The sequence below is a fragment of the Nostoc sp. FACHB-152 genome (genome assembly GCF_014697475.1).
Taxonomy (GTDB): domain Bacteria; phylum Cyanobacteriota; class Cyanobacteriia; order Cyanobacteriales; family Nostocaceae; genus Nostoc_B.
Map to the genome: position 1 here is coordinate 129,083 of NZ_JACJRV010000004.1, position 26,479 is coordinate 155,561.

Here is a 26,479-nt window from a genome sequence, read left to right on the forward strand (position 1 = left end):
TAGCTTGTAAATCAGCACTAAGACTTTTAGAAATGCAAGTGATCTAAAAGTCCTAATGACCAGCTGATAAAGAAACCTAGGACACTAACTACCGCAAGGATAGTTAACATATATCCTTGAGATTGACCAGAAATGCTATACCTTAAACCTTGACCGCCGAAAATAGTCGCAAAGCCGACTAAGTTCACGAAACCATCTACTAGGTAGCGATCGCTCCAAGCAGATATTTTAGATAGCAGGGCAACTGCGCTCACAACTGTCAAACGGTATATTCGGTCAATATAAAAGTCGTAACCCAACAAATCTTGCACAAACCGCCACGCCAAAATTCTGGATCTTGACCAAGCTTTGTGTAAGTACATCGTAGATCCAATACCTACTCCTAAGATGGTAGAAGCAACTAGTATAGAAACTACATACCAATCAATACTTTCCCAAGCGGGTAATAAATACCATTGTTGAAGCATTAACGGTAATAGTAGGCTCAATATTGTCAATGTCACCATTGGGAATGCCATCTGCCAGCCAACTTCCGGCGCACGTCGGGTTTTTTGTTGCGGAGAACCCCAAAATACTAATCTGAACACCCTGGTCAAGTTTAAAGCTGTCAAGCCATTAACTATCACTAAAACTGCAATTACCCAAGGACTGACTCTTACTAAACCATCAGCCCAAGACAGCATTGCCCAAAAGCTGCCTAGTGGTAGCAGTGTAATCATCCCAGCTGAACCGACAACAAAGGCGGTGGTAGTAGCAGGCATTCGTGACCATAGACCACCCATTTCTGTTAAATCTTGGCTATGGGTGGTGTAGATAATTGAGCCAGAACTCATAAATAATAATGCTTTGGCGATCGCATGGGTTAACAGCAGCATCAAAGCCACACCACCTTGCTGCAAACCCACCGCCAAAAACACCAGCCCCATGTATGCACTTGTAGAATGGGACAACGCCCGTTTAATATCGATTTGTGCTATGGCCACCAATGTCGCGCCAATTGCTGTCACCGTCCCCATGACAATCAAAACATTCAAAGTCACTGGTGATAGTGCCAAGATTGGTTGGACTTTGTACAGTAAGTAAGCACCACCAGCCACCACCAAAGAATTCCGCATTACAGAAGCCGGGTTTGGCCCTTCCATCGCTTCATCTAGCCACAGATGCAGGGGAAACTGAGCGCACTTACCAGCCGGCCCAGCAATTAAGGCTAATCCTAATAAAGTTGAATTAACAGGACTTAAATTAGCTGTTTGCGCCCACTCATATAAATCAGAAAAGTTTAAACTGCCCGCTAAGGTAGAAAGTGATACAACACCCATCAATAGCATCAAATCTCCCACCCGCTTGGTTAAAAAGGCATCTCTTGCGGCGGTGACTACCAAAGGTTGAGCGTACCAGAATCCAACCAGCAAGTAGGTAGATAGGGTAAGAACTTCTAATAAGGCATAGCTGAGAAACAGAGAATCACTAATAGCTAGACCGCTTAAGGCTGCTTCAAAAAACCCTACTAAAGCAAAAAAGCGTGCTAACGACCAATCCTTTTCCAGATATCCTAGGGCATAAATTTGGGTTAACAGACTTAATCCTGTGACAAAAACTGTTGCCCCAACACTCACTGGTGAGATTTCTAAAGCAATGGATAAATTTAAATCTGCTGCTTGGAACCAAGTAATCAGCAAACTTTCTGGTTCTCTATCCCAAATGTCTTTAAAAACAAATAAGCTATGAGCAAAAGCCAAAAGGGTTGTCAACAAGTTCAGATATGCTGCTGGTCTAGGTCCTGTACGTCTGATGATTCCTAGCCCCCACGGCAATGTCAAAATAGCGCCTATCAAGCTATAAAAAGGCACCCACCAACTTGTTGAAAATAGAAATTGATTCATTTAATTTGCTTCCCTTGACGACTCAGCCTTGATTTTTCTCAGATAGTTTTCTAACCATTGTTTTTTAAAAAATCTTGAAAAACTACTGCTTTTAAATTAAATTTTCAACTAAACTAAGAATGAGTATTTTTGACTTAAATATTTATAATAGAGTTTAAATTTGATTAATTTCCATACTTTGAACCTCCTATTTCCATTAGATAATATTTACCTGTAAATTTCTATTTCTACTTCTAGCAGATAACTTTATAAGATATATTTGAAAAAATTATATAATTTCTATGTATCCTTGTTTACATACAGCAAAATAGAGGAAAGATGGAGACAGTAACAGATACAGCCTTTTATCATTCCTCGCCAAGCAGAATTAGTCTTGGTTATGAACTGCGTTTTGTATATGTAATAAAGAAATTATAAAGCATAAGTGCCTGCTCTTGGAATGAGTAGATTTCAAGCGAGCAGAATCCTGAGATCACAAATTATTAAGTTTTTTAAAACTTTTTTATTATAAACTATTATACTAATTTATATTGCCAGGGGAGCCAAGCTTTCCTATGCTTAATTTGGAAGTGTCTTTTAGCTCAAGATGAGCTTCCCCGTCGAAATTTTCAAACCACAGTACTGATTGGATTAATTTTTAGGAGTTTCTGCGATGCCAATTGCAGTTGGAATGATTGAGACTAAGGGCTTTCCAGCAGTAGTAGAAGCTGCTGATGCGATGGTGAAAGCCGCCAGGGTAACTCTGGTAGGATATGAAAAAATTGGTAGCGCTCGTGTCACCGTCATTGTGCGGGGTGATGTTTCCGAAGTGCAAGCCTCAGTCGCAGCTGGAATTGAAGCGGCAAGAAGAGTAAATGGTGGTGAAGTGGTTTCCACTCACATCATTGCGCGTCCCCATGAAAACTTGGAATACGTATTGCCAATTCGTTACACCGAAGCTGTAGAACAGTTTCGCACTTAAAAACTGATAACAAAAACTAAATGACGGGGTTGCTTGCTTGGGCTACGCTTTTATTTTGCTTGAGAAACATTAATTAGGGATTAAAACTAATGTCAATTGCAGTGGGAATGGTAGAAACGCTTGGCTTTCCAGCAGTAGTAGAAGCTGCTGACGCAATGGTCAAAGCTGCGCGTGTAACTTTAGTAGGTTACGAAAAAATCGGTAGTGGTCGGGTAACAGTAATCGTTCGAGGTGATGTCTCAGAAGTGCAAGCTTCTGTAGCAGCAGGTGTTGAATCAGTTAAGCGAGTCAATGGTGGACAAGTGCTATCTACACACATCATTGCGCGTCCCCATGAAAACTTAGAATACGTCCTGCCAATTCGTTATACAGAAGACGTAGAACAATTCCGGGAAAATGTCAACGCAATTCGACCTTTCGGCGGCAGAAGACCATAACATATAATGCAAATTGCCAAAGTACGTGGCACAGTAGTTAGCACTCAAAAAGATCCAAGTCTTCGAGGTGTGAAACTACTGCTGTTGCAATTAGTGGATGAAGAAGGAAATACTTTACCACAATACGAAGTAGCAGCGGATACTGTGGGAGCAGGAGTAGATGAGTGGGTGCTGATCAGTCGTGGCAGTGCCGCTCGTCAAATTCTTGGTAACGAACAACGCCCTTTGGATGCGGCAGTAGTGGCGATAATTGATACTATTCATGTTCAAGATCGCCTTATTTACAGTAAAAAAGACCAATATAGATAGTCATTAGTCAAAAGTCATTAGTCAAAAGTCATTAGTCAATCAGCTATGGACTATTGACGATGTACCCTTCGGGTTCGCCAGTTGCTTCAGTCGGGAAACCCGACGACAGTCGCTTCAAGTCGGCAAAGCCGCCCACAGCGCTGTCTCCCCAACGCACTGGCTCACTATTGACTATGGACAAAAAGCTTAATTCAGGAGGAATCTTGCGATGGCAGTCAGCAGCACGGCGGCACCCCCAACCCCGTGGTCAAGAAGTTTAGCTGAGCCAGAAATCCACGAAACCTCATTTGTCCACTCTTTCTCTAACGTTATTGGAGATGTGCGAGTAGGTGCAAATGTAATCGTTGCTCCAGGGACTTCGATTAGAGCAGATGAAGGTACACCCTTTTACATAGGTGAAAATACCAACATCCAAGATGGTGTAGTGATTCATGGGTTGGAACAAGGCCGAGTCATTGGTGATGATGGCAATGAGTACTCGGTATGGATTGGTAGTAATGTTTCCATTACCCACATGGCTCTGATTCATGGCCCAGCTTATGTAGGGGATAATTGCTTTATTGGCTTTCGCTCCACAGTTTTTAATGCCAGAGTGGGTTCGGGTTGCATCGTCATGATGCACGCTTTAATACAAGATGTAGAAATTCCTCCAGGTAAATATGTACCTTCGGGAGCGATAATTACAAGCCAACAGCAAGCTGACCGTCTGCCAGATGTGCAAGACCAAGACCAGCAATTTGCTCATCATGTAGTGGGAATTAATCAAGCACTGCGGGCTGGTTATCGCTGTGCTGCGGATAGCAAATGCATTGCACCCATCCGGGATGAATTAGCTAAATCTTATACAAGTAATGGTGTCACTGTTTTAGAGTTAGAAAGGAGTAGTGAAGTGGCGAGCAATAGCTTGGGTGCAGAAACAATAGATCAAGTGCGCTATCTATTGGAGCAGGGGTATAAGATTGGTACAGAACACGTAGACCAAAGACGCTTCCGTACTGGTTCTTGGACTAGCTGCCAGCCAATCGAAGCCAGATCTGTGAATGAAGCTTTATCAGCGTTGGAAGGCTGTCTATCAGAACACAGTGGTGAATACGTGCGTTTATTTGGAATTGACCCCAAAGGTAAACGTCGGGTGTTAGAAACGATTATTCAACGCCCGGATGGTGTGGTAACAGCAGGAGCTAGCTTTAAAGCACCAGCTAGTACAGGTAGTGCTAGCTACAGCAGCTATAACGGTAATGGTAATAGTAATGGTGCTGGGATTGGTTCAATTAGTGCTGAAACTGTAGACCAGATCCGCAAGCTGTTAGCTGGTGGTTACAAAATTGGTACAGAACACGTAGATGAGCGTCGTTTCCGGACTGGCTCTTGGGCTAGCTGTAAGCCTATAGACGCGACTTCGGCTAAGGACGTTGTGGCTGCGTTAGAAGAATGTATTGGCAACCATCAAGGTGAGTATGTCCGCTTGATTGGTATTGACCCGAAAGCCAAACGCCGGGTATTAGAAAGCATTATTCAAAGACCTAATGGCCCAGTTGCCCCCTCTAATGGTCAAAAAACTTATCCTAGTTCAAGTATTTCTAGCTCACCAAAAGCAACTGCAACTGCTAGCAGCAATCGCTTGAATGCGGAAGTTGTAGACCAACTACGGCAATTACTGGCTAGTGGTTATAAAATTAGCGCGGAACACGTAGACCAAAGACGTTTCCGGACTGGTTCTTGGGCTAGCTGTGGACAAATTGAGGCCCGATCTGAAAGAGATGCGATCGCAGCTTTGGAAGCATACCTATCTGAATATCCTGGTGAATACGTGCGGTTGATTGGCATTGACCCCAAAGCCAAACGCCGTGTGTTAGAAACAATTATTCAACGTCCATAGTGAAAGGGAGTAGGGAGTAGGGAATAGGGAATGGGGAATAGAAAGTAAGGATAGAAATGAGAATTTTTTCACCACTCACCCTTAACATTCACAACTCCCCACTCACAACTCCCCACTCTCTCATAAAAATTTGTCCGGCTTCCGAGGTTTAATTTTCCATGTCTGTGCCGCCACTGCGCCTCCACAATAACTTTGACCCTTATATTAGTGGCGAGGTGAATATTCATCCCAGTGCAGTATTAGCACCTGGTGTAATACTCCAAGCGGCTACCAACAGCAGAATCATTATTGGCCCTGGTGTCTGTATTGGTATGGGGTCAATTCTCCAAGTCAATGAAGGAACCCTGGAAGTAGAAGCAGGTGCTAGCCTGGGAGCCGGTTTTTTGATGGTCGGAAGGGGAAAGATTGGTGCTAATGCTTGTATTGGGGCAGCCACAACAGTTTTTAACTGTTCTGTGGAACCGGGAACAGTAGTACCACCAAGCTCAGTGTTAGGAGATACTAGTCGTCAGATGAGTGTTTCCCAACCACAAAAACCACCCGTCAATAATACTGCTTCTAATAACACCCAACAGCAAGAATTAGAGAGTAATCATTTAGGTGGAAATGAAGAAAAAGTAATTTCTATTTCCTCAACGAATCTTTCAACTTCGGCTTTCTTGGAGTTAAAACACCAGTCTGTTTCTGTTACTCAACCTTCGCCTACACCGTCTGCACAACCACCCCCAGCCCAAAAAGATGAAACTGCTGCGAGTTCTAATGACCTAAGTGCAGAAAACCCTGAATCTTCTGATATTTTTGGAACTCAAATTTATGGACAAGGGAGTATTAACAGGCTGTTAACGACGTTATTTCCCCATAGGCAATCTTTGAATAATCCTAAGTCTGACGAACCGCCGGAATAAGTGTTAATTGTAAGTTGTCCTCTAAAGTATGAAATATGAAGTATGAATTATGAAGGATGTAAAAAATGATTTCATCCTTTATGCTTGATTCTTCAGCCTTTCAGTTTCAACTTTTAGCCTACCTTTGGGAAAGCTGCTAAAAGGGCATTTACATCATTGACTGTGAGTATCCTGGAGAATTCACATGGACACATATAATCAACAGTCCCTTAGCACTGTTCGGGCAGCATCGCATCGGCGAGATAGAGATAGCTTCAAGGATACTGCCTTGGGTTTGGTATCTACTCTCAGCTTTCCAGCAATAGTTGGAACTGCTGACATGATGTTGAAATCAGCTGGGGTTCACCTAGTTGGATATGAAAAAATTGGTAGTGGTCATTGTACTGCCATTGTTCGGGGTGGCATTGCGGATGTACGCCTAGCTGTTGAGTCAGGTGTACAAACTGCTGAACAGTTTGGTCAGTTGGTTTCTAGTTTGGTGATTCCTCGCCCTTTCCCTAATCTGGATGTGGTGCTGCCCATCACCAATAGATTAAGTAAATATATGGAGGAGGGTAGTTATAGCCGTCTGAGCAATTTAGCCATTGGATTGGTGGAAACGCGGGGGTTTCCGGCGATGGTAGGGGCTTGCGATGCTATGCTTAAATCTGCTGATGTGCAGTTAGCAGCTTATGAAAAAATCGGTGCGGGTTTGTGTACAGCCATTATTCGTGGCTCTGTTGCTAATGTCGCAGTAGCAGTGGAAGCTGGGATGTATGAAGCAGAACGCATTGGGGAATTGAACGCAGTAATGGTAATTCCTAGGCCTTTGGATGAGTTAGAACAAACCTTGCCTGTCGCAAGTTGCTGGATAGAAGAACGGCAACCAGTGAGGATGCCAGTGAATATTAAAGATAAGGAGCAAGTGGCGGAATTAGAGGTACTCCAGTTGCCAGACTTGGCTAAGTTACCTGCAAAAGTGACCGAAGAATTATGGAATGATGAATGATGAATTTTGAACTTTGAGTGATGAATTGTGGGAAAATTCTCCTCAGCATTCAGTATTCAGCATTCATCTTTGGCTGGAAGGCATCTTACGCTTCGCTTGTTGAAATAATCATAACTTTTACGGACTATAAATCAAATATCTTTCTTTTAATAGCGAAAATAGATTTTTCTCTATACTAAAACTCATAACTTTGTATGAGCAACACGGCATGATGTGCAGGTGTTCAGTGATACTAGTTTTATATCTATAGAATCGCTATTGAGGAGAATCAGCCTTGAACCAAGCGACGCTACACCAGTTGAAGGTATTTGAAGCGGCGGCTCGGCATGGTAGCTTTACTCGTGCTGCGGAGGAATTATTTCTTACCCAGCCTACAGTCTCCATGCAAATCAAGCAATTAACAAAATCTGTCGGGTTGCCATTATTTGAGCAGGTAGGAAAACGCTTGTATTTGACGGAAGCAGGTAGAGAATTGTTTGCCACTTGTCGGCAGATTTTTGAAACTATAGCCCAATTTGAAATGAAGGTGGCTGACTTAAAAGGGCTAAAGCAAGGGCAATTACGTTTAGCAGTAATTACCACAGCCAAGTATTTCATCCCGCGTTTGTTAGGGCCATTTTGTCAGCGTTACCCAGGAATCGATATTGCGCTGCAAGTAACAAATCACGAAAAAATTATTGAGCGGATGATGGGTAATCAAGATGACTTGTATATTATGAGTCAGGTTCCAGAACATTTGGATGTCAATTGTGAGCCGTTTTTAGACAATCCTTTGGTAGTTTTTGCACCTGTTAATCACCGTCTAGCAAAAGAGAAAAATATCCCTATTCACGAGCTAAATGATGAACCTTTCATTATGCGAGAACCGGGTTCAGGTACTCGCCGCGCTGTGCAGGCTCTGTTAGAAGAACAAGGTGTTAGGGTAAATGTGAAGCTGGAATTGGGAAGTAATGAAGCAATTAAACAAGCGATCGCTGGGGGTTTAGGCATTTCTGTTTTATCTCGTCATACTTTACTCTCAGATGCCTCAGAGTTCAGCATTTTGGACGTGCAACACTTCCCCATTAAACGGGCTTGGTACATGGTTTATCCGGCTGGTAAACAGCTATCAATCGTAGCTCGTACCTATTACGAGTATCTACTGGATGCTGCTAAGACATTTGTTGAGCAGACAGAGATGGCTGCATATAGCACTGTTAAATAAGTTTTGGCATTTTTGTAGTTATTAAGCTTCGACTTGCTTGACTGGAAGAACCTGAACCATTACAAATTTAACCAACAGAGTCATTTGATTTGAGGAAAATCTGGCAGTGACACACCCGGAAACACCTTCTGTACGAAAAACAGTATCAACCCAGGTAGTAGCTGTGACGGTATACAGCAATCAAGCCTTAGTTACACGACGAGGTGTAGTTTCTTTAACAGGAGCGGAAAGGGAGTTGGTGATTAATTCACTGCCAGTGACTCTAGAAACTGATTCTGTCAGAGTTGGCGGTACAGGTACTGTAGGAGTGCGCTTGTTGGGAGTTAGTAGCGATCGCATCTACACAACAGAACCTGTTGCCGAACGAGTCGCACAGTTAAACCGCCAAATTCAGCAAATAGAAGCAGAAAAACGCAATTTGCAAGCTCAAATTGATGCCTTAGCATTGCAGGCGAGATTTATTGAAGGCTTGCGTGAAAAAACAGAAGAACCATTTGCCCAAAGTTTATCGCGCAAAAACCTCAGCCTCAGCGAAACTTTAGATTTCTTGAACTTTTTGGGAAGCCAGTATAGTGAATATGCGATCGCATCTGGAGATTACCGCACCCAACAGCAAGAACTAGACAAGCAACTGCAAGCACTCCACGCCACACTACACAACATTCAAACACCCCATCCTAAAGAAAGTTTTACCTTAGTTGTTGGTATAGAAGTTGTCGGTGAAGGTGAGTTTGAGCTAGAAGTATCCTACATTGTGAATCGTGCTAGCTGGACTCCGCTTTACGACTTAAGAGTTGATAGTACAAATCAGACAGTAAATTTAAGTTACCTTGCAGAAGTTACCCAAAATACTGGCGAAGACTGGTTAGATGTGGCTCTTACCCTCTCAACCGCTAAACCAGGATTAGGTACATTGCCACCGAAACTAGAACCTTGGTATATTGACACCTTACGTTCACGTACATTGCAACGAGCTTTACCTCGTCCATCACTGCCTACCATAGCAGCTGCGCCTGCTGAGGCTATGTTTCCCCAAGATGAGGAGGATTTAGCAAATGAGGCTCTCATTCCAGCAGAAAATATGGGAGCATTTGTCTCCAAAGAAGGAAGTGTAGTTACCTTTAAACTAAATGGTAGTGGCAACATTCCTAGTGATGGCGCGCCCCATAAAATCACAATTTTTAATGACGATTATCCTTGTAGTTTTGATTATGTAGCAATGCCGCGCTTGGTTAGCTTTGCTTATTTGCAAGCTAATGTAACAAACAGTTCGGATGGCGCAACATTATTACCAGGAAAAGCTAATATTTTTCGAGATCATGTATTTGTGGGTACCACTAGATTAGAAAACATTGCACCTGGACAAGAGTTTATATTGAACTTAGGCATTGACGAAGGTTTAAAAATTGAACATAGCTTAGTTGAGCGTCAAGTAGATAAAAAGATAATTGTGAATCAACGTCGAACTACTTACGCTTATCGAGTCATAATTACTAACTTACTCAATCAGGAAGTTAATTTAAAACTCACTGAGCAATTACCTGTGAGCCGTAACGAGCAAATTAAAGTTCGTCTTACTCGCATTCAACCGCAAATTCAACTTGGGGAAATGGGAATTCTAGAATGGGAGTTAAGCGTTTTACCTCAAGAACGACGAGAGATAAATTATCAATTTACGATTGAACACCCGCCTGAGTTAACGGTAGTTGGGTTAGATATTTAAAACATTTTGATAATCTAATAGCAATTCAAATAATGTTTGTGACAGATACCCCACCCGCCTGAGGTTTAAGGAGTGGTCTGATCCATGTGTCGCGCATTCTTTTCTCAAATTGGTATAAGCTTTGTGCGTAAGCCCAGATATAGCTCTTGAACCCAAATATACGGTTATTATATCCCATTAAACATATATAATTGCGAACGATGAGAAGTAATCTCAAGTATTACTAAATTAGAGGATTATTTCGCACTATTTTGAAAGAATTCCTCATAGGTTCAACAACTAATTTATTCTGCATTTATGCAAATCCTAATCTCAATACACTTGCAATTATTTTATTACAATTCTTTACATTTTTAATGACATATTACAATTAGTTTACCGGACATAATCTGAGTTTTTATTACAAAATATAAGTTTTAATAAGCACTAGATTTCTTCACAAGTTCCTCACACTTTTTTTGTAATCTGCAAATAGGGATGCTCAACTAGTGCATTAATTAGCTTGAGAATTTACCGTCTTTTTGTGTTGAGGTATTTCGGCAAAAGGTAAAGAAGTATTAATAAAAACTTTAGTTGTGGATTTAAAGCCGACTAGATAACAAGAGTGTTATCGAGCGGAAAAAGCCGCTATATATTCATGCTTTTTGTTTAGCTTAAATCCTATGCATTGAAGCATGGGAACATAGCTAGCTGCCTTCTGTCTTCTGCCTCTTGAATGCAGTAAAAATGCATTTTTTCAGAAAAAAACTTTCATAATATTGAGCTTCAATTAATGGCATTGCTTATCCCTTAAGAGAAATAATCTAGTTTCCGAGGAGTACAATCCATATGAATTTCAAACAATTTGGTGCTTTACTGTCTATATCTACAATTGTTGGAATAAACCTCATTGCCAATCAGGTTTTAGCTCAAGATGGGCCTACTATTACTTTTGGAAGTGCAATAGCATCAGGTGGATGTAGTATTGACAAGCAGCTTCCTGGACCTAACGCTAGAAGCATATCGATCTCTTTGAATAATATGAGGGCAACTAACGGTCAGCGTCAAAGGTGTATTTTACGTGTTAACACTACGATTCCCCCTGGTTTCTTTGTTCAAGCTGTAGAAGTAATTTACCAAGGGACTGTTACTGTTCTTCCAAGAAGTAGAGGTGTAACCTTCAACAGAAACTATAGTTTTCTTGGTGGTGCACTTGGTACAACTACGAGTGGGCCTGGAAGAACCGAGTATAGATCTATCGCCGACAATGAGTTTTTTACAGAACAAGATGATCTGGCTGTTCTATCTGCCTCATGTGGTGGACGAGGGACTTTCGGTATTAATATGATTGCACAATCCTCACAAGGATCTGATTGGATTCTTGATACAACTGATATCAATGCTGGGGCTTCTGCGGATCTGACATTAATATTTGGCATAACTCCTTGTTAAGTTGCTTATTTTTGTGGGATTGAAAAAGATGATGCTATTAGTAAAAAACTTTGTTGTTTTACTGATATTGCATATCGCACATTGCAGGTTGAGAGAAGCAGCAACAAGAGATTTTTTCAAGTGGTTGGTTACCATTTAGGATTCCACCACTTTTCATCCGTCAGTCGGGTTCCAATTTAATTCGGAATTATGAATTATCACGGCTGATACCAATATTGCTGTTTGATAAATCTGTGTCTATTTCTCTCTTTAAGGTTGGTGATATTAAATTACCGCTTTTTTCAACCTGTTATTTTTCCGCAAAAAGAGTTTTCTAATTCTTCAACAGGACTTACGCAAAATTATGAAAAAATGAACCGCAAAGGACACAAAGGACACGAAGTAAAGAGAGTTTCAGATAGTTATTGCGTAAGTCCTATTCAAGTTAGTTTTCAATAATAGCGTCAGTCTCTTTAACATCAAGGGATTGCTATAGTCGTAAATCTTTTAATAATCCAATTTTTTGCTGATGGAGAGTAGATTATGCTGAAATTAAGTTATGCACGTAATTTTTTCATATTAATAAGCTTGTTTTCTTTATATGCCAATTCATCTAGCATTGCTAATGCACAAGAAAGCCAGCAACAACCTATTGTTACTGGATGTAAGGTAAATTATGATGCCGGAACAAGGGAGTTGAAACTTGTAGAGCCATTAATTGTGAACGCACAATCGTCAAGGGCGAGATGTATTATTAGAATAAATACTCCTAATACCCAAAGGCAATTTAGGCTCGTGCCTTTAGCTTTCAAAGGTGAAGTAAGGCGAACACCAGCAACAGTAGCTGTCGCATCACTTTTAATTGGTGGCACTCAAGGAATAAAAGTGACTCGTATAAGATATGATAGTCCGCCACTGCCATCTGGTCGGTTTGATTTGACCAGTCAAATAATTCCAACTGACTATACAAATAGTGGAACTTTTGGACTTAATGTAGTATTGTCATCGAGTGGAGGAGAAGCACAGTTGACAGAAATGAGATTTGTATTACAGCAGATGTAATATTTTATTATGAAAAATTTACACCCTGATGAATAGCGTTAATAAACTGAGTTGCATCGGCTATCAATAACAAATGTACTGATTTTTGAAAAAAATCAAATACTAATCTATATCAAGAAAATTTACGTTTTTACACTCCTGAAGGAGAACTTATTCCGATACCGGAAGAAGTAGACAACAGGAGAAGTAATGCAGCGATCGCCTAGCAGCAAAACTGCGAGAATTGAATATAGATCCAGTGCTATTTAGTAGCTAAGAATCTTCAGGTAGCACCCATTTTGGCGGTTCCATCATTTTTTTACGCAGACGTTCTTCAGCAATTGCCAGCATATCGTCTAAAGAAGTCTCTTTGATAAATTGTGAGGCGGCTTCTCTAAACTCGATATTGGGGCATTTATCCCCTAAAACGCAACCTTTGACGCAGGCTTCCGCGCAATTAATTTTCTGCTCCACAGTCGATTCCTCTCCAATTAGGGCGTTTTCCTACCCACAAGATAAATTTTACGATGAGTCAATGGTTATTTGTCATTGGTCAGTTGTCATCTGTCATTAGTTCAGATCTCCTGAGTCTTTTCATCACCAGTCCCAGCATTTTTTTATGATGAGTATTTATAGCTATTGCCAGTAGGCACAAAAGACTTTCAAGCCGTTTACTGTTGACTGATAACTCTTTATTGCTATGGATATTGGATGAATGCACTCCTGCTACGCTATCCATAATATATGCAATATCTTGCCAAAAAGAGCTTTCATGTCAGAAATTTTTGTGACCACTGGAACCATCGCCGCGATCGCTACTGCTGTAGTCCCCCAACAAGGTAGTGTGAGTATTGTGCGTGTGTCTGGTTCTCAAGCAATGGCAATTGCCCAATCTCTATTTCACGCACCCGGACGACAAATTTGGGAAAGTCACCGCATTCTTTACGGCTATATTCGCCATCCCCAGACAAGAGAATTAGTTGATGAAGCACTGTTGCTGATTATGAAAGCACCTCGTTCTTACACCCGCGAGGATGTGGTGGAGTTTCATTGTCATGGCGGAATTATCGCCGTGCAGCAGGTTTTGCAATTATGTTTGGAACATGGCGCAAGACTAGCACAGCCAGGAGAATTTACTTTACGGGCGTTTTTGAATGGCAGGCTGGATTTAACTCAAGCCGAAAGCATTGCTGATTTAGTCGGGGCTAAATCTCCCCAAGCTGCCCAAACTGCTTTGGCTGGTTTGCAAGGAAAACTTGCTCATCCTATCCGCCAGTTACGCGCTAACTGTTTGGATATCCTCGCAGAAATTGAAGCGCGGATTGATTTTGAGGAAGACTTACATCCGTTGGATGATAATGCCATCATATCAGCAATTGATCACATTGCCGCAGAAATCACCCGCTTATTAGAAACCAAAGATCAAGGTGAACTACTGCGTACAGGTTTGAAAGTAGCGATTGTTGGTCGCCCGAATGTTGGTAAGTCAAGCTTGTTGAACGCTTGGAGCCGGAGCGATCGCGCCATTGTTACAGACTTACCTGGTACAACCCGCGATGTTGTAGAGTCACAGCTAGTTGTCGGGGGTATTCCCGTGCAAGTGCTAGATACAGCAGGGATTCGGGAAACAGCAGACCAAGTAGAAAAAATTGGCGTAGAGCGATCGCGTCGTGCTGCCAGTGCAGCTGATTTAGTTTTATTTACTATTGATGCCTCTGCTGGCTGGACTGAAGGCGACCAGGAAATTTATGAACAGGTGCAACATCGTCCGTTGATTTTAGTGATTAACAAAATTGACTTGGTAGAAAATGGAGATATCAAATCTATAGAATATAGCGATATTAATTCTATAGTTTATACAGCAGCATCTCAAAATCAAGGCATTGATGATTTAGAAAAAGCCATTTTAGAAGTAGTTCAACAAGGAAAAGTTCAGGCTGCAAATATGGATTTAGCAATTAATCAAAGACAAGCAGCAGCATTAACTAGAGCCAAGATTTCTTTAGAGCAAGTGCAAACAACAATTACTGAACAGTTACCCCTAGATTTTTGGACAATTGACTTACGTGGAGCAATTCAAGCACTAGGAGAAATTACAGGTGAAGAAGTCACAGAATCAGTTTTAGATAGGATTTTTAGCCGATTCTGTATTGGTAAATGATTGTTTTATTAGTAAATTATTTATGTAAAACTCTAATTACTCTGTGTACTCTGTGTCTCTATGGTTCGTTTTTCATAAACCTTGTAATACAATAATTCATGCGTGATAAGATTCCTGTTCAAGTGCTTGGCTGTCTCCGTCCAGGAATAATTACCGTTATCGCTTTTCCTGGTAATGGTTTTGTAGATGGTGGTTTATTGATGGAAGTACCAACCGAAATAATTCCAGTAGAGCTAAGAATGCCAAATAGTGAGTTTATAGTAGTTTGCGATCAGCGTAGATATTTTATCCAAGTTTTACCAAAAGATTCTGATAATATTTAACTGATAACTTTGCGAATTAAATAGAATGACGCTCATTGAAAATATTAAAAATGCCAATTCCCTAATTATTGGAACTAGCCAAGGTATTGGTCTATGTTTTGTAAAAAAACTACTTCAAGATGAAAGAATTAGCAAAGTATATGCTACATATCGAAATCCAAGTAATGCCGAGGAATTATTATCTTTAACAGACGAATATCCAGATAAATTAACTTGTTTAATGATGGATATTACTGAGGAGTCAGAAATTATTGCATCTGTGCAGCGTATCAGTACAGAAGTCAGCAAGCTGCACTTGGTAATTAATTGTGTGGGACTGCTGCATGATGAAAACTTACAGCCTGAAAAAAGCTTGAAGCAAATTAATACAGAAAATCTACTCCGCTACTTTCAAATAAATAGTATTGGTGCAGTGCTGTTGGCTAAACATTTATTGCCATTGTTTAAGCATAAAGAACCCAGTGTATTTGCCACAATATCTGCTAAAGTCGGCAGTATTGGTGATAACCAACTGGGTGGATGGTATGGATATCGTGCTTCTAAAGCTGCACTGAATATGTTGATGCGAAATGTTGCCATTGAGTATGGCAGAAGTTGTCCACAAACTATAGTAGTAACTTTACATCCAGGAACAACCGATACACGTCTTTCTCGTCCATTCCAGCGCAATGTACCACCAGAAAAATTATTTTCAGTAGAACGTACAGTCAGCCAATTATTAACTGTAATTGAGCAACTTCAAGCAGGCGATAGTGGGCAATTTTTTTCCTGGGATGGCAGTAAGTTACCTTGGTAGCTGAACCTAACGCAAGTTATAAGTATATTTATAATCAAACTATGTCAGCCAAAGATATTTTTCACAACGCTGTGCGTTCAGCTTTAGAAAAAGATGGATGGATAATTACCAATGACCCGTTATCGATTAAGGTTGATGAAATCGATTTCTATATAGACTTAGGAGCAGAAAGACTCTTAGCGGCTCAAAAAGCTGGGCAAAAAATAGCAGTTGAGATTAAATCTTTTTTAGGTACATCTGAGATTAGTGATTTTTATGTCGCTTTAGGACAGACACTTACTTATCGTTCAGCATTAAGTAAAAAACAACCTGAACGAGTTTTATATTTAGCAATTTCTGAAGATATATATAGAGATTTATTTATTCGACCATTTATTCAGGAAGTGGTTTCAGAATATAAGTTGAAGCTCTTAATTTTTGAACCTATTACAGAGGAAATTTTATTATGGAAGGAATAAATTACAGTGAATTAATTCAAACAATCATTAAAAATCATGCCAACTATCATTCTGATAGTGATACAGAATTACAATTAATCTTTGATACAGAGCGAAACCATTACCAACTACTTCATTTGGGATGGGAAAATCTGCGACGAGTTTACGGCTGTATCATCCATATAGATATTAAAGACGACAAAATTTGGATTCAACGTGATGGAACTGAGATAGGAGTAGCAAATGAGTTAGTTGCGGCTGGAATTCCAAAACAAGATATTGTTTTAGGTTTTCATGCTCCCTATAAGCGCAAATTTACGGAATTTGCTACAGGATATTAAAAATACAATTTCTACTACAAACTGCTTTGGGACTACACAGTTTTAAACCATTCAGTTAATCATCAATTATTTATGGCTGTTAGCACTAAAAATAGACGAAAGCTTCTAATTAATAATCGTAGATTTGTTTGGTATATCAGAGATGACGCTGATTCGGCTTATTTTGTCCTACACGTAGTTTCTGAAGACAAAAATTTCATTGTTGCTTATCATTTACATCAACCGGAATCAACACGTTATTTAATTATCCTTGGCAAAGAATTTCCTGGCTTATCCGATGCAGGTGGTAATTGGATTCGTGTAAGCTGTCCACAATGGGAGACGAATTCTATTATTACGCCAGCGTCAGTGCGTTGCCTAATTGAATGGTGTTTTCTTGATAACAAAGAATTAATTCGTGTTAACTGGTTAGGACAACCTATTGCAAGACCAAAGAAGTTATTAGAAACTAACACAGTCTAGCCAATAACTTTTGTTTCGGTTAGTAAGTGCTGTTCTAGCCAAGTCTCCAAATCAGATAGCACTTCTTGATAATTAAGATCATCTTGAAGCTCGTGATAAGCTTCAGGATACTCAATTCTTGTTTTATCAGCAAAAGTTACTTGCTCATAAAAAACTTTGCTGCTTTCTGGTAGTGTTACTCGGTCTGCACCACCATGAAGAATTAACAATGGTAATTGCCATTCAGCAGCATGGTTATTCACCCAAGCAACTGTATCTAAAAACTCTGTAGCTAAACGCGCCGTTCCTAAAGTATGTCGCAACTTATCTTGGGCGTATGCGGCTAAAACTTTCTCATCCCTCGCACCAGCAGCTAAATCAAGTCCTGTATTCAAGCTGAAGCGCGGCCATATTCGTGACATCAATTGTCCGATGAGTAATTTGACTTTTGGTACACCAACTTTGCCTAAACTTGGTGCTAAAGTAATTACACCTTGCAGCACAGCAGCTTCTTGGGGATAACGCAAAACGTAGTCTAAGACAACAACTGAGCCTAAACTATGCCCTACAAGAAAAATTGGACATTTTGGCTGCTGGGTTTGGACTAAATCTAAAAATGTTCGCAAGTCTTCTCGAAACTCATCCCATGAGTTGATATAACCCCTCTGTCCAGGTGAGTGTCCATGACCGCGCATATCAAAGGTATAGATAGCATATTGTTTGGGAATAAAATGTTGGACTATATTATTGTACTTGCTACCGTGACCGCCCAGTCCATGCACCATAACTAATATTGCTCTGACATTACCTTGTGGTTGCCAACTTTGATAATACAGTTCAAGTTTTCCAACACCCTGAAATGTGCCTTCGCTACGGTCAATCATAAAATTTACTTTTGATGGATGAGTTTCTCAGCTAATTACTATCTAATCAAGGTACATTGTAGGGAAAATTTATTCTTATAACTCCGGATGGGTCAATAAAATCCGATCGCACACTATGATTAGGGCATGAATTCTTCTAACCATCAGTCAGATAGTTTGCCGTCCTTGGATGCTGCCGCTATTAAGCGAGTTAAAGAAGGTGTAGCAGCAGCAAGCGATCGCACCGTACATTATACAATTGAACAAGCACTGACTCGCTTAGAAGCAATTAATCAAGGACATCTAGAACACCTAGTTAATGGTAGTGTACGACGGTTTGTATTGCGATCGCTCATTCATATACTATTCAAAGTCCGCGTAGAAAATATTGAACGTTTACCGCAGACATCAGCAATTCTCGCCGTCAACCATCTCCACCACATCGACCCCTTGCTGTTGTTGGCAGAACTCCCCAGCCAGCCCTATTACTATATTTTGGGCGATGCTCGCACTCTCTACAACAAATGGTGGAAGCGGTTCATTTTAAGTTTTGCCGGAGGTGTCATTCCCTTAGCGCGGTTGTGGAAAGAAGAAGTCGCTGTGATGGAAGCAGCCAAGGCTGGAAGACAAGACTTAGCAGAATTAGCCGCAGCTATTGAACAAGATGTGCCTTCCGGCAGTGATATCCAGACATTGCGGCAAATAGACCGCATTGTTCTGCGAATTTTGGCTCGCAAAGACGGAATGATTCTGTTTCCTGAAGGACGGTTGGGAAACAGTGAGGGTAAATTGCATCTTCCTCTCAAGCGAGGAACTGTGATATATGCCTTACGCGCTGGTGTACCAATAGTACCAGTAGGATTAATTGGTACTCATGACCTTTATTTCCGAAAAGAGTTAACTATTCGCTTTGGTGAACCGTTACATTTTGCACCAAATGCGAAAACTACTCGAAAAGAAGTAGAAATTGCTGTAGAGGCTTTACAAAATGCCATGATAGCTCTGTTGCCAGCTGACTATCAAGAACCAACAGGAACAAAGCTGCTACGTTACTTTCTTAACCATATGTTGTGGTGATATAGCAATCTTACTTAATTTACAAACTAGTCGTGGAGACAGGCAATAGCCAATAGATTTGTTTGGATCTAATTTAAGTTTGCTATAGCAATTGTTAATTCGTTATTGAAATCTTGTCTTCAATATTAGTTAAGTTAACTAATGCTTTATAGCTGATTATTTGGGAATTTTAGCATAACTGCGATCGCAAAACCATTTCTACAATCTGATAGTCAAGATTAAGTACAGAAAGATAACCCTCCTAAGATAGAATTTTAGGATTTTTATATGTAAGTAAACTAGTTTGCACGCGCTAAGACTCACAGTGAAATGTATAATAAATTAATACATATGAAAGCCTGAATATCATGCACAGTAATGCATTCAACTCTTACTACCTGACTTTTGTATCTCAATTTAAATATAAGTTCAAAACAAAGTTATTTCCTAAGACAGATAACTTTTTGCCACTAATCATTATCTAAAGGTTGCATCAAAAATTTAATCATATTTTTATATTCAGCATAATTTTTATCAATCTCAAAAGCTCTAGTATAAAGCAGCGAATAATAGTACAATAAAATGTTAATTGCTGCTTGTAGTAATTAACACTTCACTAACTTCCATTTGGCGGTTATTAGTCCATATAAACTGACAAGTTTAAGGTTTGTTTCCTTTAACTTTGTAGTTTACACTACCCAAAAAACTGAGCAATTTACCAAATATCAAGGAATAATGTTGAAACGTCGTGCAATACTAGCTGGTCTATCTTTACTTAGCTTAACTTTGGTTGTAAGTACAAAAGTGTACGGGCAATCTACTAGCGGGCCAGAAGCTTGGGAGACTGTCTACAATAATGCGGTTGCTGGGGCAACAACAACAATTACAGTTCCACTTTTGAGTCCCTTGTTATCATTTATCCTGCAAATAGTCTACAATTTAGCAGGTTTTTGGGGCGGTTAATTCTTTGTCTCATTCTTAACAAAGAAAGAGTATAAATAGAGGCTTTTGCAGTGTGATTTTTTGGTAATTTATACGCCTGCATAGATGCTTTGCGTCTTGTCGCCAGACATTGCCTGACTCTAATTCTTGAATGCAGATTTTCTTATAGCCAAATATTTCATAGCCCGTGAGGAGCTTTTTTCTATGTTCAAACCTCGCGCAATTTTTCGCGCCTTAGTTGCAATTACCCTAGCATTTGTCATCAGCACACAGCTATATATACAACCCGCCTTTGCAGTTGGCGGAACTTGTAATCCAACGGCAGGTAACCTACCTATTTGTCCAAATACTGCGCCTTCAGAGTCAGCTAGTTTCGTTGACCCAACTGCAACGGTAAACAATCCTACAAATATTACCTTGGGCGAAAAAGTCTACGTCGCCCCGTTTGCCGAGTTAGATGCTACTAATGCACCCATTAGCATCGCGGCTGATTCTAATGCTCAAGACCAAGTGAAAATTCTAGCCTCCGGAACGGGAGTTGAGATTGGCGAGCGTGTGATTATGGCACACATGGCCGTAATCAAAGGTGCAGCTAAAATCGGTACTCAAGGTTCAACTGGGCCTTTTACCGACCCAAATACTAATACTCAGTTCAGCAACACTATTCCAGAGACATTTCTCGCCTTCAACTGTGAAATAGATGGTGCAACTATAGAAAGAAACACAGTAGTTAACTTTCTCGCACGGGTTGGCCCTGGTGTTACCTTACCTGCTGGTAAAGTTGTATTGCCTGGTAAAAACGTCACCACTAACCTACAAGCTAATAGCGGCAGTTTAGGGAAAGTAGTAAACCTAACACAAGCAGACGTTGCATTAATGGAAGGTATCATTGAAGTTAATGAAGCATTTGCCAAAGGTTATACAGACTTAGCCAGGGCAGACCTGACAAAGGTAAAAGGGATAAATGAAGCTCCTAACACCTCTTTTAACTCTGGAGGTCTGCCGCAGATAGGTGGAAGTCCGACTCGTGATCCTAACTATCGTAACCGCATTATCGGCAACATCACTTTCCAAGATTCTTTAGCAGACCTCAAAAATAAACTAGCTAATAGAATTTCGCTGCGTGCAGATGAAGGTGAACCTTTTAATGTTGGGTCAATTGCTGGGATGGCAAACGATGTTGTCTTTCACGCTTTAGAAACAACTAGTTTGACTCTTGGTAATGGGATTGGTTATGGGCCTCGCGCTCTAGTTCATGGCGGTAGGCAGATTGTCGGTGGTGTTGCTAATGGCCCTGAAACCAGCGTAGGTAATGATGTGGGGCTAGGTCCGAACTCCGTTATCTTCCGTGCCAGCATTGGCAACAACTCAGCACTTGGGCAAAGAAGCGCAGTCTTCAATTCTACAGTACCTGCCAGAACAGCGATCGCTTCTCGCACAATCTATGCCGACAACGGCAGCATGATTTTACCTGTGGAGTGGTAATCAATTTGGCATGATGATGAAAAGATTGATTCTGCTGTTTACTTTGATATTTGGACTGGTACTAAGTTTTGATGACAGTTCATCTATAGCTGCTGACATCTCCGTCAATCAGCCTCAAGTGGTACAACCTCCAATCACCGGACTTGTTTCTACATTGTCGGATGAGGTCGAGGAATTACCAGCAGAGTTAATTCGCTGGTCAACATACTGGCAACTTTGCTGGGAACCGTATCCCGAAGCTAAAGAATACGAACTACAAACTGTGCTTGTGGAGGGGAAATCTCCCAAGTTAAAACGCCAAAGCGATCGCTGTTTTCGTTTACAAGCCGCATCTAATGAAAACCAAAAATCACAAGGATTACTCAACCGGGAAGTAATCTTGTTGATGCATAAGATTCAGCTTGGTTATCGAGTGCGCGCCGTCTTAGATAACAATCGCGTCAGTGAATGGTCTGAAGTAATGGCAGTAGGTGCAACTACTGCCTCTGAATCAAATGGTACTAATATCAGTCTAAATCCTTGATACTGGTTTTGGGGCATAGCTAATCGAATAGTGGCGTGACTGGACTAAAATGTTGCATTATGGATTTATTGTGGGATAAGCATCCAGCCTGTCCGGTGCGGGCAAGATGCCCACACCACAAGAGTTAATTTATGCACTATCTTAAGGCGGTCACGCTACTACTCTTTTTAAGACATACTTTCGGAAACGCTGCGTACCCATCATATTGAGGGTTCGCGGTTATAGCCTGGAGATGAAGACCTCGACAGTGTTCCCTTTGGCGCGATTAAAAAGAAGTTTATCTTTAAGATGCTGAAAAATTAATCCCACCAGAAATAAAGATTGTTATTGGAACGAAGACCCTCAGCCAATCACTCCAAAGAACCACAACCTTGGTCTACAATATCAGGACAAAACTCATACATACTTTTTGCTAGTCCTTCAGGGTCTTGAATGGGTGTGAGAAAACGACCTTCTAGAGTATCGTGGGCAATAATAGTCAAAACGAAAGGCTGTGTAGCTTCTAGTTCTCGCAACCATTGCACTACATAACCAGGGCCAACACCATAATTACAACCATTTGTTTGATGTAAGGCAACAACATCATATTTATCAGTGGTTGGCACAATACACAGTTGTTTTGGCCCTTCTGCGTTCTGGCTGCTTGTTCTAGCGGGCTACCAGAGTATGTTGATACGTTAATATTTGAGCCTTTATCAAGCAAAACTTTTACAGTTTCTACTCTATTTGTCATCACCGCCCAAACTAGGGAATGTCTGAGAGATGCGTCATCAGCACCAGCTTCAATTAATGCACATTTAATTTCATCAGGGCCGTAACGGGCGAGTTCATAAGCTGTTTCATCACCTTTCTTGACATTTGGGTTTGCCCCAGCCGCAAGCAATGCTTTGACACGTTCAATATCACGCGATTCAATAGCGTTAATTAGCTGTTCATCCATAAAATTTATACCTGTATACTCTGGGCATCTCTAGAGATTTTGCCCATTTAAAGGCAATAAATATTCTGTATTAATTTTTTATCTGTAAAATTTTAAACTAGACATTTGCCTAATTTAAAATTAAAGTTTGCTGGGAAGCGATCGCCTTTAATTGATGATGTGGTGGAGGAGCGATCGCATTCCGATTCTTTACAATAATACTTATACCTATTGTCAGAGGCGATATGCTTTTAAAACTGCAACAAATTATCGTCAAACCGGGACAACAAATGTTGCTCAAAGATATTAGTTGGCAGCAGTTAGAAAATATTTTAGAAGAAATGGGAGATAAGCGTGCTGCACGGATCTCTTATAGTGATGGTTGGCTAGAAATTATGGTTCCTCTACCTGAGCATGAAAAAGATAAAGAATTAATTGGTGATTTAGTCAAAATTTTATTAGAACAACTCCAAATTGATTTTGAACCTTTTGGTTCTACAACACTGAAAAATGAACGAATGTCGCAAGCCGTAGAACCCGATACCTCTTTTTATATTCAAAACCAAGCTGCTGTGATTGGTAAAAACCGGATTGATTTAAATATAGATCCGCCACCAGATTTAGCAATCAAAGTTGATATAACCTCCCGGACTCGATTTAATAACTATGAAATTTTAGGAGTTCCTGAACTTTGGCGATATACAAAGCAAGGTTTAGAAATTTTCTTACTCCGGGAAGGGAAATATATTAAATCTCAATCTAGTCCTAATTTTGCAAATATACCTATCATTGAATTAGTCAATGAGTACGTTCAGCAGTGTTTGACTATTGGTAGAAGTCAGGCTATGCGTAATTTTAGAAAGTGGATAGAGAATAACTTGTAATAATTCAACTAGAAGCACTAGTATAAAAACGCAAAGCAAACCGCCAAAACCGCGTAGAAAACCAAAACAAAGCGACTGCTAACACCGCCGCACCTATCAACCAGCTAAATTCACCTCTACCCAGCATCGTTTCTGCTGGGACAGTAGTTAAAAATGTCACTGGTACTACAAAGGTGAAGAAAAATCGATAAGTCGCAGGATATGCAACCATAGGATATCTGCCAGCTTCTAACAAACCCCGCAGTACTTCGGTAGCATTATAAATTTTGACAAACCAGATGCTAGTGGCTCCTAACATAAACCACAAGCTATAAAGAATTACTAAACCGAATAATAAGGGTACGGCACTTAGCAGATAATTATTGATTCCTAAGCCAAGGCGAGTACCTGCATAGCCAATGATGATACTGCCAAAAATTAGATCCGGTAAACCCCAAGGAGAAAGAGTATGAGTAGATAGCCAAAACTGGCTGCGGATAGGTTTTAGTAATACAAAATCTAAAGTACCTTCCTGGACTTGACGCACGATTCTATTTAAATTAGGAGCTAAAAATGTAAAAGAAAAGCCTTGTAGCAAGGTAAAAATTCCTAAAACGACCAAAGCAGCTTCCCATGACCAGCCAGCAAAAGTGTAACCAGTGCGGTAAAACAAAAATAAACTAAAAATACTGCCTACTAGACTCCCTACGCTACTGAGAGTGGCAATAACAAAATTGAGGCGATACTCCATCTCTGCTGCTATAGCAGTACTCCAAAACAATCCTATAAGTCTCCAATATCTTTTCATACGTCACTTATAATCCAATATGTACAAAATAAGTTTATGTAAACTTAATAATATTAATTAAGCAACAAAATTTTTGAAAGATAATATGTTATTGCTGATTTTTGGGATTTGATATTTTATGCATTTTGATTTACCTGAGCTAATTAAATCAATAGGTTATTTTGGCGTATGGGCGATAATTTTTGCTGAATCAGGACTACTCATCGGTTTTTTTCTGCCAGGAGATAGTCTACTTTTTACAGCAGGATTTATAGCCTCTCAGAATTTGTTCAATATTTGGATTTTAATTATTGGAGCTTTTATCTGTGCAGTTTTAGGTGATAATATTGGCTACACTACTGGACACAAGTTTGGTAGAAAGCTCTTTCAAAGAGAAGATTCTTGGCTTTTTCATAAAAAACACGTTGTTAAAACTCAAAAATTTTATCAGAAGCATGGCAAGAAAACTATTGTTTTAGCTAGGTTTGTGCCGATAGTGCGAACTTTTGCACCAATTGTCGCAGGTTTAGGTGCTATGCATTATCGGACTTTTATTTTTTATAACTTAATCGGGGGATTTGTTTGGACTGTCGGTATGACTATGTTAGGGTTCTTTTTAGGAAAATCTTTACCTGCCGAGCAAGTAGATAAATATTTATTACCAATTATTGGATTAATCATTGTTATTTCTTTATTACCTTCGATTGTGCATCTTATTCAAGAAAACAGAGCTAATAGGTAAAAATATTTCTAGGGAAGCATGATTTACTAATGGTAGAGAGTAATAATTAAACCATGAATTCTCTAGATATCAACCTCTACCTATTTATAGAAAACATCTGCTTTTTCCTAATTGCCACAGCTTTTACTTTGATTGTGAGTCAAGGTTGGAAAAACGCCAAGCCTTACACTTTGCCTTTACCCTTTCCCGCTTGGTATAAATGGTGGTTATTACCTGTACAAATACTAGGTGTTATACCACCATTGCTAGCCATACTTTTATACGGTTTATGGTGGAAGTCTCAAAGTGTATTAGTTGTGCTTGGTTGGTATTTTATTATTCTTGGGTTGCAAATCCTCACTGAGATTTTGACACTCAGGAAACTACAAAATGTAGTTTGGGTAATGGTTCCATACATCTACCTACCTTATCGTTTATGGCAGCTGTATGAGGGTTTGACATTTCTCAGTTCTGACCCTAGCTTACTTTGGGTAAGATATTTATTAATTTTTGAACTCTTGTTGTGGCTGGGGAACTACGCGATAGACGTATCGCAACTACCAAGGCTATTTCGTTGGGAAGGGAGTTTACCATCCGATAGCAATAATAGTTGAGAATTTTTATCGATTTTATTGAAAAACTTAATGCTTCTACTTTAGAGGCTCTAAATCTGATTTAAGCTTGCTAACATAGAATTATCAATGGAGAAAAAGGTAAGAAATGATGTCAAATACTTGCAATGGTTCTTGATTTTCAGTTACAGTCAAGGTATAACCGCCTCTGACTAAACCATGCTGCTAACTTTGAACAGCAAAATATTGTATAAATTTATACAATATTTGACTTAAAATTTTTAAACTTTTATTGAGAATATTTAGCAATATGACTATAAAAACTGATTAGCTTAAAAACAGGTAAATTAAAAAAGTATTCCAAATTAATACCGAAGCGATCGCTACTTATCGCCATAATTTAATAAAAGATTTAAACTTTTGCCACCAAACCATAACAGAACATTGTTTTTATCTCATGGATAATATTGTGGAGATTTGATTAAACAGCCAGACTTTGAGCAAAAATG

General features: G+C 39.9%; 30 protein-coding genes. 23 read left to right on the forward strand and 7 right to left on the reverse strand.

Annotated features, from left to right (window positions below):
• Positions 1-26: 26 nt before the first annotated feature.
• Entirely contained in the window at positions 27-1,883 is a 1,857-nt protein-coding gene (locus H6G76_RS05730; RefSeq protein WP_190696771.1) for an NAD(P)H-quinone oxidoreductase subunit F, read from the reverse strand.
• Between the two features lie 652 nt (positions 1,884-2,535).
• On the opposite strand from H6G76_RS05730, the gene H6G76_RS05735 reads away from it, so the two are divergent.
• The 3 genes from H6G76_RS05735 to H6G76_RS05745 all read left to right on the forward strand — a co-directional run bounded on the left by H6G76_RS05735 (position 2,536) and on the right by H6G76_RS05745 (position 3,590).
• Positions 2,536-2,844, forward strand: coding sequence for a carbon dioxide-concentrating mechanism protein CcmK (locus tag H6G76_RS05735; protein ID WP_010995042.1), 309 nt, complete (start codon positions 2,536-2,538; stop codon positions 2,842-2,844).
• An 89-nt stretch (positions 2,845-2,933) separates the two neighbouring features.
• Positions 2,934-3,281, forward strand: coding sequence for a carbon dioxide-concentrating mechanism protein CcmK (locus H6G76_RS05740; RefSeq protein WP_015111750.1), 348 nt, complete (start codon positions 2,934-2,936; stop codon positions 3,279-3,281).
• A gap of 6 nt (positions 3,282-3,287) precedes the next feature.
• On the forward strand, positions 3,288-3,590 hold the full coding sequence (locus tag H6G76_RS05745) for a EutN/CcmL family microcompartment protein (RefSeq protein WP_190696774.1): 303 nt from the start codon (positions 3,288-3,290) through the stop codon (positions 3,588-3,590).
• 43 nt (positions 3,591-3,633) lie between these two features.
• On the opposite strand, the gene H6G76_RS05750 is transcribed toward H6G76_RS05745, so the two are convergent.
• Positions 3,634-3,771 (reverse strand): hypothetical protein, encoded by a 138-nt coding sequence (locus H6G76_RS05750; RefSeq protein ID WP_190696776.1) that lies wholly within the window; start codon positions 3,769-3,771, stop codon positions 3,634-3,636.
• Between the two features lie 27 nt (positions 3,772-3,798).
• Between H6G76_RS05750 and H6G76_RS05755 the strand changes: the two genes are divergently transcribed.
• From H6G76_RS05755 to H6G76_RS05785, 7 genes are all read left to right on the forward strand, one after another.
• A complete protein-coding gene (locus H6G76_RS05755; RefSeq protein WP_190696779.1) occupies positions 3,799-5,469 on the forward strand; it encodes a ribulose bisphosphate carboxylase small subunit in 1,671 nt (556 codons plus the stop codon).
• A 158-nt stretch (positions 5,470-5,627) separates the two neighbouring features.
• Complete coding sequence (locus tag H6G76_RS05760; RefSeq protein ID WP_190696782.1) at positions 5,628-6,374, forward strand: transferase; 747 nt, start codon at positions 5,628-5,630, stop codon at positions 6,372-6,374.
• 184 nt (positions 6,375-6,558) lie between these two features.
• On the forward strand, positions 6,559-7,362 hold the full coding sequence (locus H6G76_RS05765; RefSeq protein WP_190696785.1) for a BMC domain-containing protein: 804 nt from the start codon (positions 6,559-6,561) through the stop codon (positions 7,360-7,362).
• A 274-nt stretch (positions 7,363-7,636) separates the two neighbouring features.
• Positions 7,637-8,566, forward strand: a complete 930-nt coding sequence (locus H6G76_RS05770; protein ID WP_190696788.1) for a LysR family transcriptional regulator — start codon at positions 7,637-7,639, stop codon at positions 8,564-8,566.
• Positions 8,567-8,672: 106 nt separating this feature from the next.
• Positions 8,673-10,289 carry a mucoidy inhibitor MuiA family protein gene (locus H6G76_RS05775; protein ID WP_190696791.1) on the forward strand — a complete coding sequence of 539 codons (1,617 nt, stop codon included), beginning with the start codon at positions 8,673-8,675 and terminating at the stop codon, positions 10,287-10,289.
• A gap of 828 nt (positions 10,290-11,117) precedes the next feature.
• Positions 11,118-11,720: a DUF4360 domain-containing protein gene (locus H6G76_RS05780; RefSeq protein ID WP_190696794.1), complete on the forward strand. Its 603-nt coding sequence runs from the start codon at positions 11,118-11,120 to the stop codon at positions 11,718-11,720.
• Between the two features lie 522 nt (positions 11,721-12,242).
• The gene (locus tag H6G76_RS05785; protein WP_190696797.1) at positions 12,243-12,761 is read left to right on the forward strand and encodes a hypothetical protein; all 519 of its coding nucleotides are present in this window, start codon (positions 12,243-12,245) and stop codon (positions 12,759-12,761) included.
• 252 nt (positions 12,762-13,013) lie between these two features.
• On the opposite strand, the gene H6G76_RS05790 is transcribed toward H6G76_RS05785, so the two are convergent.
• Entirely contained in the window at positions 13,014-13,214 is a 201-nt protein-coding gene (locus H6G76_RS05790) for a hypothetical protein (protein ID WP_190696800.1), read from the reverse strand.
• A 298-nt stretch (positions 13,215-13,512) separates the two neighbouring features.
• Between H6G76_RS05790 and mnmE the strand changes: the two genes are divergently transcribed.
• The 6 genes from mnmE (at position 13,513) to H6G76_RS05820 (ending at position 17,260) form a co-directional block, all read left to right on the forward strand.
• Positions 13,513-14,901 carry a tRNA uridine-5-carboxymethylaminomethyl(34) synthesis GTPase MnmE gene (mnmE, locus tag H6G76_RS05795; protein WP_190696803.1) on the forward strand — a complete coding sequence of 463 codons (1,389 nt, stop codon included), beginning with the start codon at positions 13,513-13,515 and terminating at the stop codon, positions 14,899-14,901.
• Between the two features lie 98 nt (positions 14,902-14,999).
• Complete coding sequence (locus H6G76_RS05800; protein ID WP_190696806.1) at positions 15,000-15,224, forward strand: hypothetical protein; 225 nt, start codon at positions 15,000-15,002, stop codon at positions 15,222-15,224.
• A 25-nt stretch (positions 15,225-15,249) separates the two neighbouring features.
• Entirely contained in the window at positions 15,250-16,020 is a 771-nt protein-coding gene (locus H6G76_RS05805; protein WP_190696809.1) for an SDR family NAD(P)-dependent oxidoreductase, read from the forward strand.
• 41 nt (positions 16,021-16,061) lie between these two features.
• A complete protein-coding gene (locus H6G76_RS05810) occupies positions 16,062-16,478 on the forward strand; it encodes a XisH family protein (protein WP_190696811.1) in 417 nt (138 codons plus the stop codon).
• The gene (locus tag H6G76_RS05815; protein ID WP_190696815.1) at positions 16,466-16,798 is read left to right on the forward strand and encodes a XisI protein; all 333 of its coding nucleotides are present in this window, start codon (positions 16,466-16,468) and stop codon (positions 16,796-16,798) included. Before H6G76_RS05810 ends, H6G76_RS05815 begins: the two co-directional genes overlap by 13 nt.
• A 72-nt stretch (positions 16,799-16,870) precedes the next feature.
• The gene (locus H6G76_RS05820) at positions 16,871-17,260 is read left to right on the forward strand and encodes a hypothetical protein (protein ID WP_190696818.1); all 390 of its coding nucleotides are present in this window, start codon (positions 16,871-16,873) and stop codon (positions 17,258-17,260) included.
• Here H6G76_RS05820 and H6G76_RS05825 read toward each other — a convergent pair.
• Positions 17,257-18,123, reverse strand: a complete 867-nt coding sequence (locus tag H6G76_RS05825; RefSeq protein WP_190696821.1) for an alpha/beta hydrolase — start codon at positions 18,121-18,123, stop codon at positions 17,257-17,259. The genes H6G76_RS05820 and H6G76_RS05825 overlap by 4 nt on opposite strands.
• A gap of 126 nt (positions 18,124-18,249) precedes the next feature.
• Between H6G76_RS05825 and H6G76_RS05830 the strand changes: the two genes are divergently transcribed.
• The 4 genes from H6G76_RS05830 (at position 18,250) to H6G76_RS05845 (ending at position 22,108) form a co-directional block, all read left to right on the forward strand.
• Positions 18,250-19,179: a 1-acyl-sn-glycerol-3-phosphate acyltransferase gene (locus tag H6G76_RS05830; RefSeq protein ID WP_190696824.1), complete on the forward strand. Its 930-nt coding sequence runs from the start codon at positions 18,250-18,252 to the stop codon at positions 19,177-19,179.
• A gap of 714 nt (positions 19,180-19,893) precedes the next feature.
• Positions 19,894-20,121, forward strand: coding sequence for a hypothetical protein (locus tag H6G76_RS05835; protein WP_190696827.1), 228 nt, complete (start codon positions 19,894-19,896; stop codon positions 20,119-20,121).
• Between the two features lie 183 nt (positions 20,122-20,304).
• A complete protein-coding gene (locus tag H6G76_RS05840) occupies positions 20,305-21,585 on the forward strand; it encodes an acetyltransferase (protein WP_190696830.1) in 1,281 nt (426 codons plus the stop codon).
• Between the two features lie 10 nt (positions 21,586-21,595).
• Positions 21,596-22,108 carry a hypothetical protein gene (locus H6G76_RS05845; protein ID WP_190696833.1) on the forward strand — a complete coding sequence of 171 codons (513 nt, stop codon included), beginning with the start codon at positions 21,596-21,598 and terminating at the stop codon, positions 22,106-22,108.
• Between the two features lie 350 nt (positions 22,109-22,458).
• On the opposite strand, the gene H6G76_RS05850 is transcribed toward H6G76_RS05845, so the two are convergent.
• Both H6G76_RS05850 and H6G76_RS05855 read right to left on the reverse strand, forming a co-directional pair.
• Positions 22,459-22,713 carry a DUF4253 domain-containing protein gene (locus H6G76_RS05850; protein WP_190696835.1) on the reverse strand — a complete coding sequence of 85 codons (255 nt, stop codon included), beginning with the start codon at positions 22,711-22,713 and terminating at the stop codon, positions 22,459-22,461.
• Positions 22,632-23,048: an ankyrin repeat domain-containing protein gene (locus tag H6G76_RS05855; RefSeq protein ID WP_190696838.1), complete on the reverse strand. Its 417-nt coding sequence runs from the start codon at positions 23,046-23,048 to the stop codon at positions 22,632-22,634. Before H6G76_RS05855 ends, H6G76_RS05850 begins: the two co-directional genes overlap by 82 nt.
• A 224-nt stretch (positions 23,049-23,272) precedes the next feature.
• Here H6G76_RS05855 and H6G76_RS05860 point away from each other — a divergent pair, with 224 nt between their 5' ends.
• The gene (locus H6G76_RS05860; RefSeq protein WP_190696840.1) at positions 23,273-23,911 is read left to right on the forward strand and encodes a Uma2 family endonuclease; all 639 of its coding nucleotides are present in this window, start codon (positions 23,273-23,275) and stop codon (positions 23,909-23,911) included.
• A gap of 4 nt (positions 23,912-23,915) precedes the next feature.
• On the opposite strand, the gene H6G76_RS05865 is transcribed toward H6G76_RS05860, so the two are convergent.
• Positions 23,916-24,698 carry an ABC transporter permease gene (locus H6G76_RS05865; RefSeq protein ID WP_190696843.1) on the reverse strand — a complete coding sequence of 261 codons (783 nt, stop codon included), beginning with the start codon at positions 24,696-24,698 and terminating at the stop codon, positions 23,916-23,918.
• A 118-nt stretch (positions 24,699-24,816) separates the two neighbouring features.
• Here H6G76_RS05865 and H6G76_RS05870 point away from each other — a divergent pair, with 118 nt between their 5' ends.
• Both H6G76_RS05870 and H6G76_RS05875 read left to right on the forward strand, forming a co-directional pair.
• Entirely contained in the window at positions 24,817-25,419 is a 603-nt protein-coding gene (locus H6G76_RS05870) for a DedA family protein (protein ID WP_190696846.1), read from the forward strand.
• 53 nt (positions 25,420-25,472) lie between these two features.
• Positions 25,473-26,012 carry a hypothetical protein gene (locus H6G76_RS05875; protein WP_190696850.1) on the forward strand — a complete coding sequence of 180 codons (540 nt, stop codon included), beginning with the start codon at positions 25,473-25,475 and terminating at the stop codon, positions 26,010-26,012.
• Positions 26,013-26,479 lie beyond the last annotated feature (467 nt).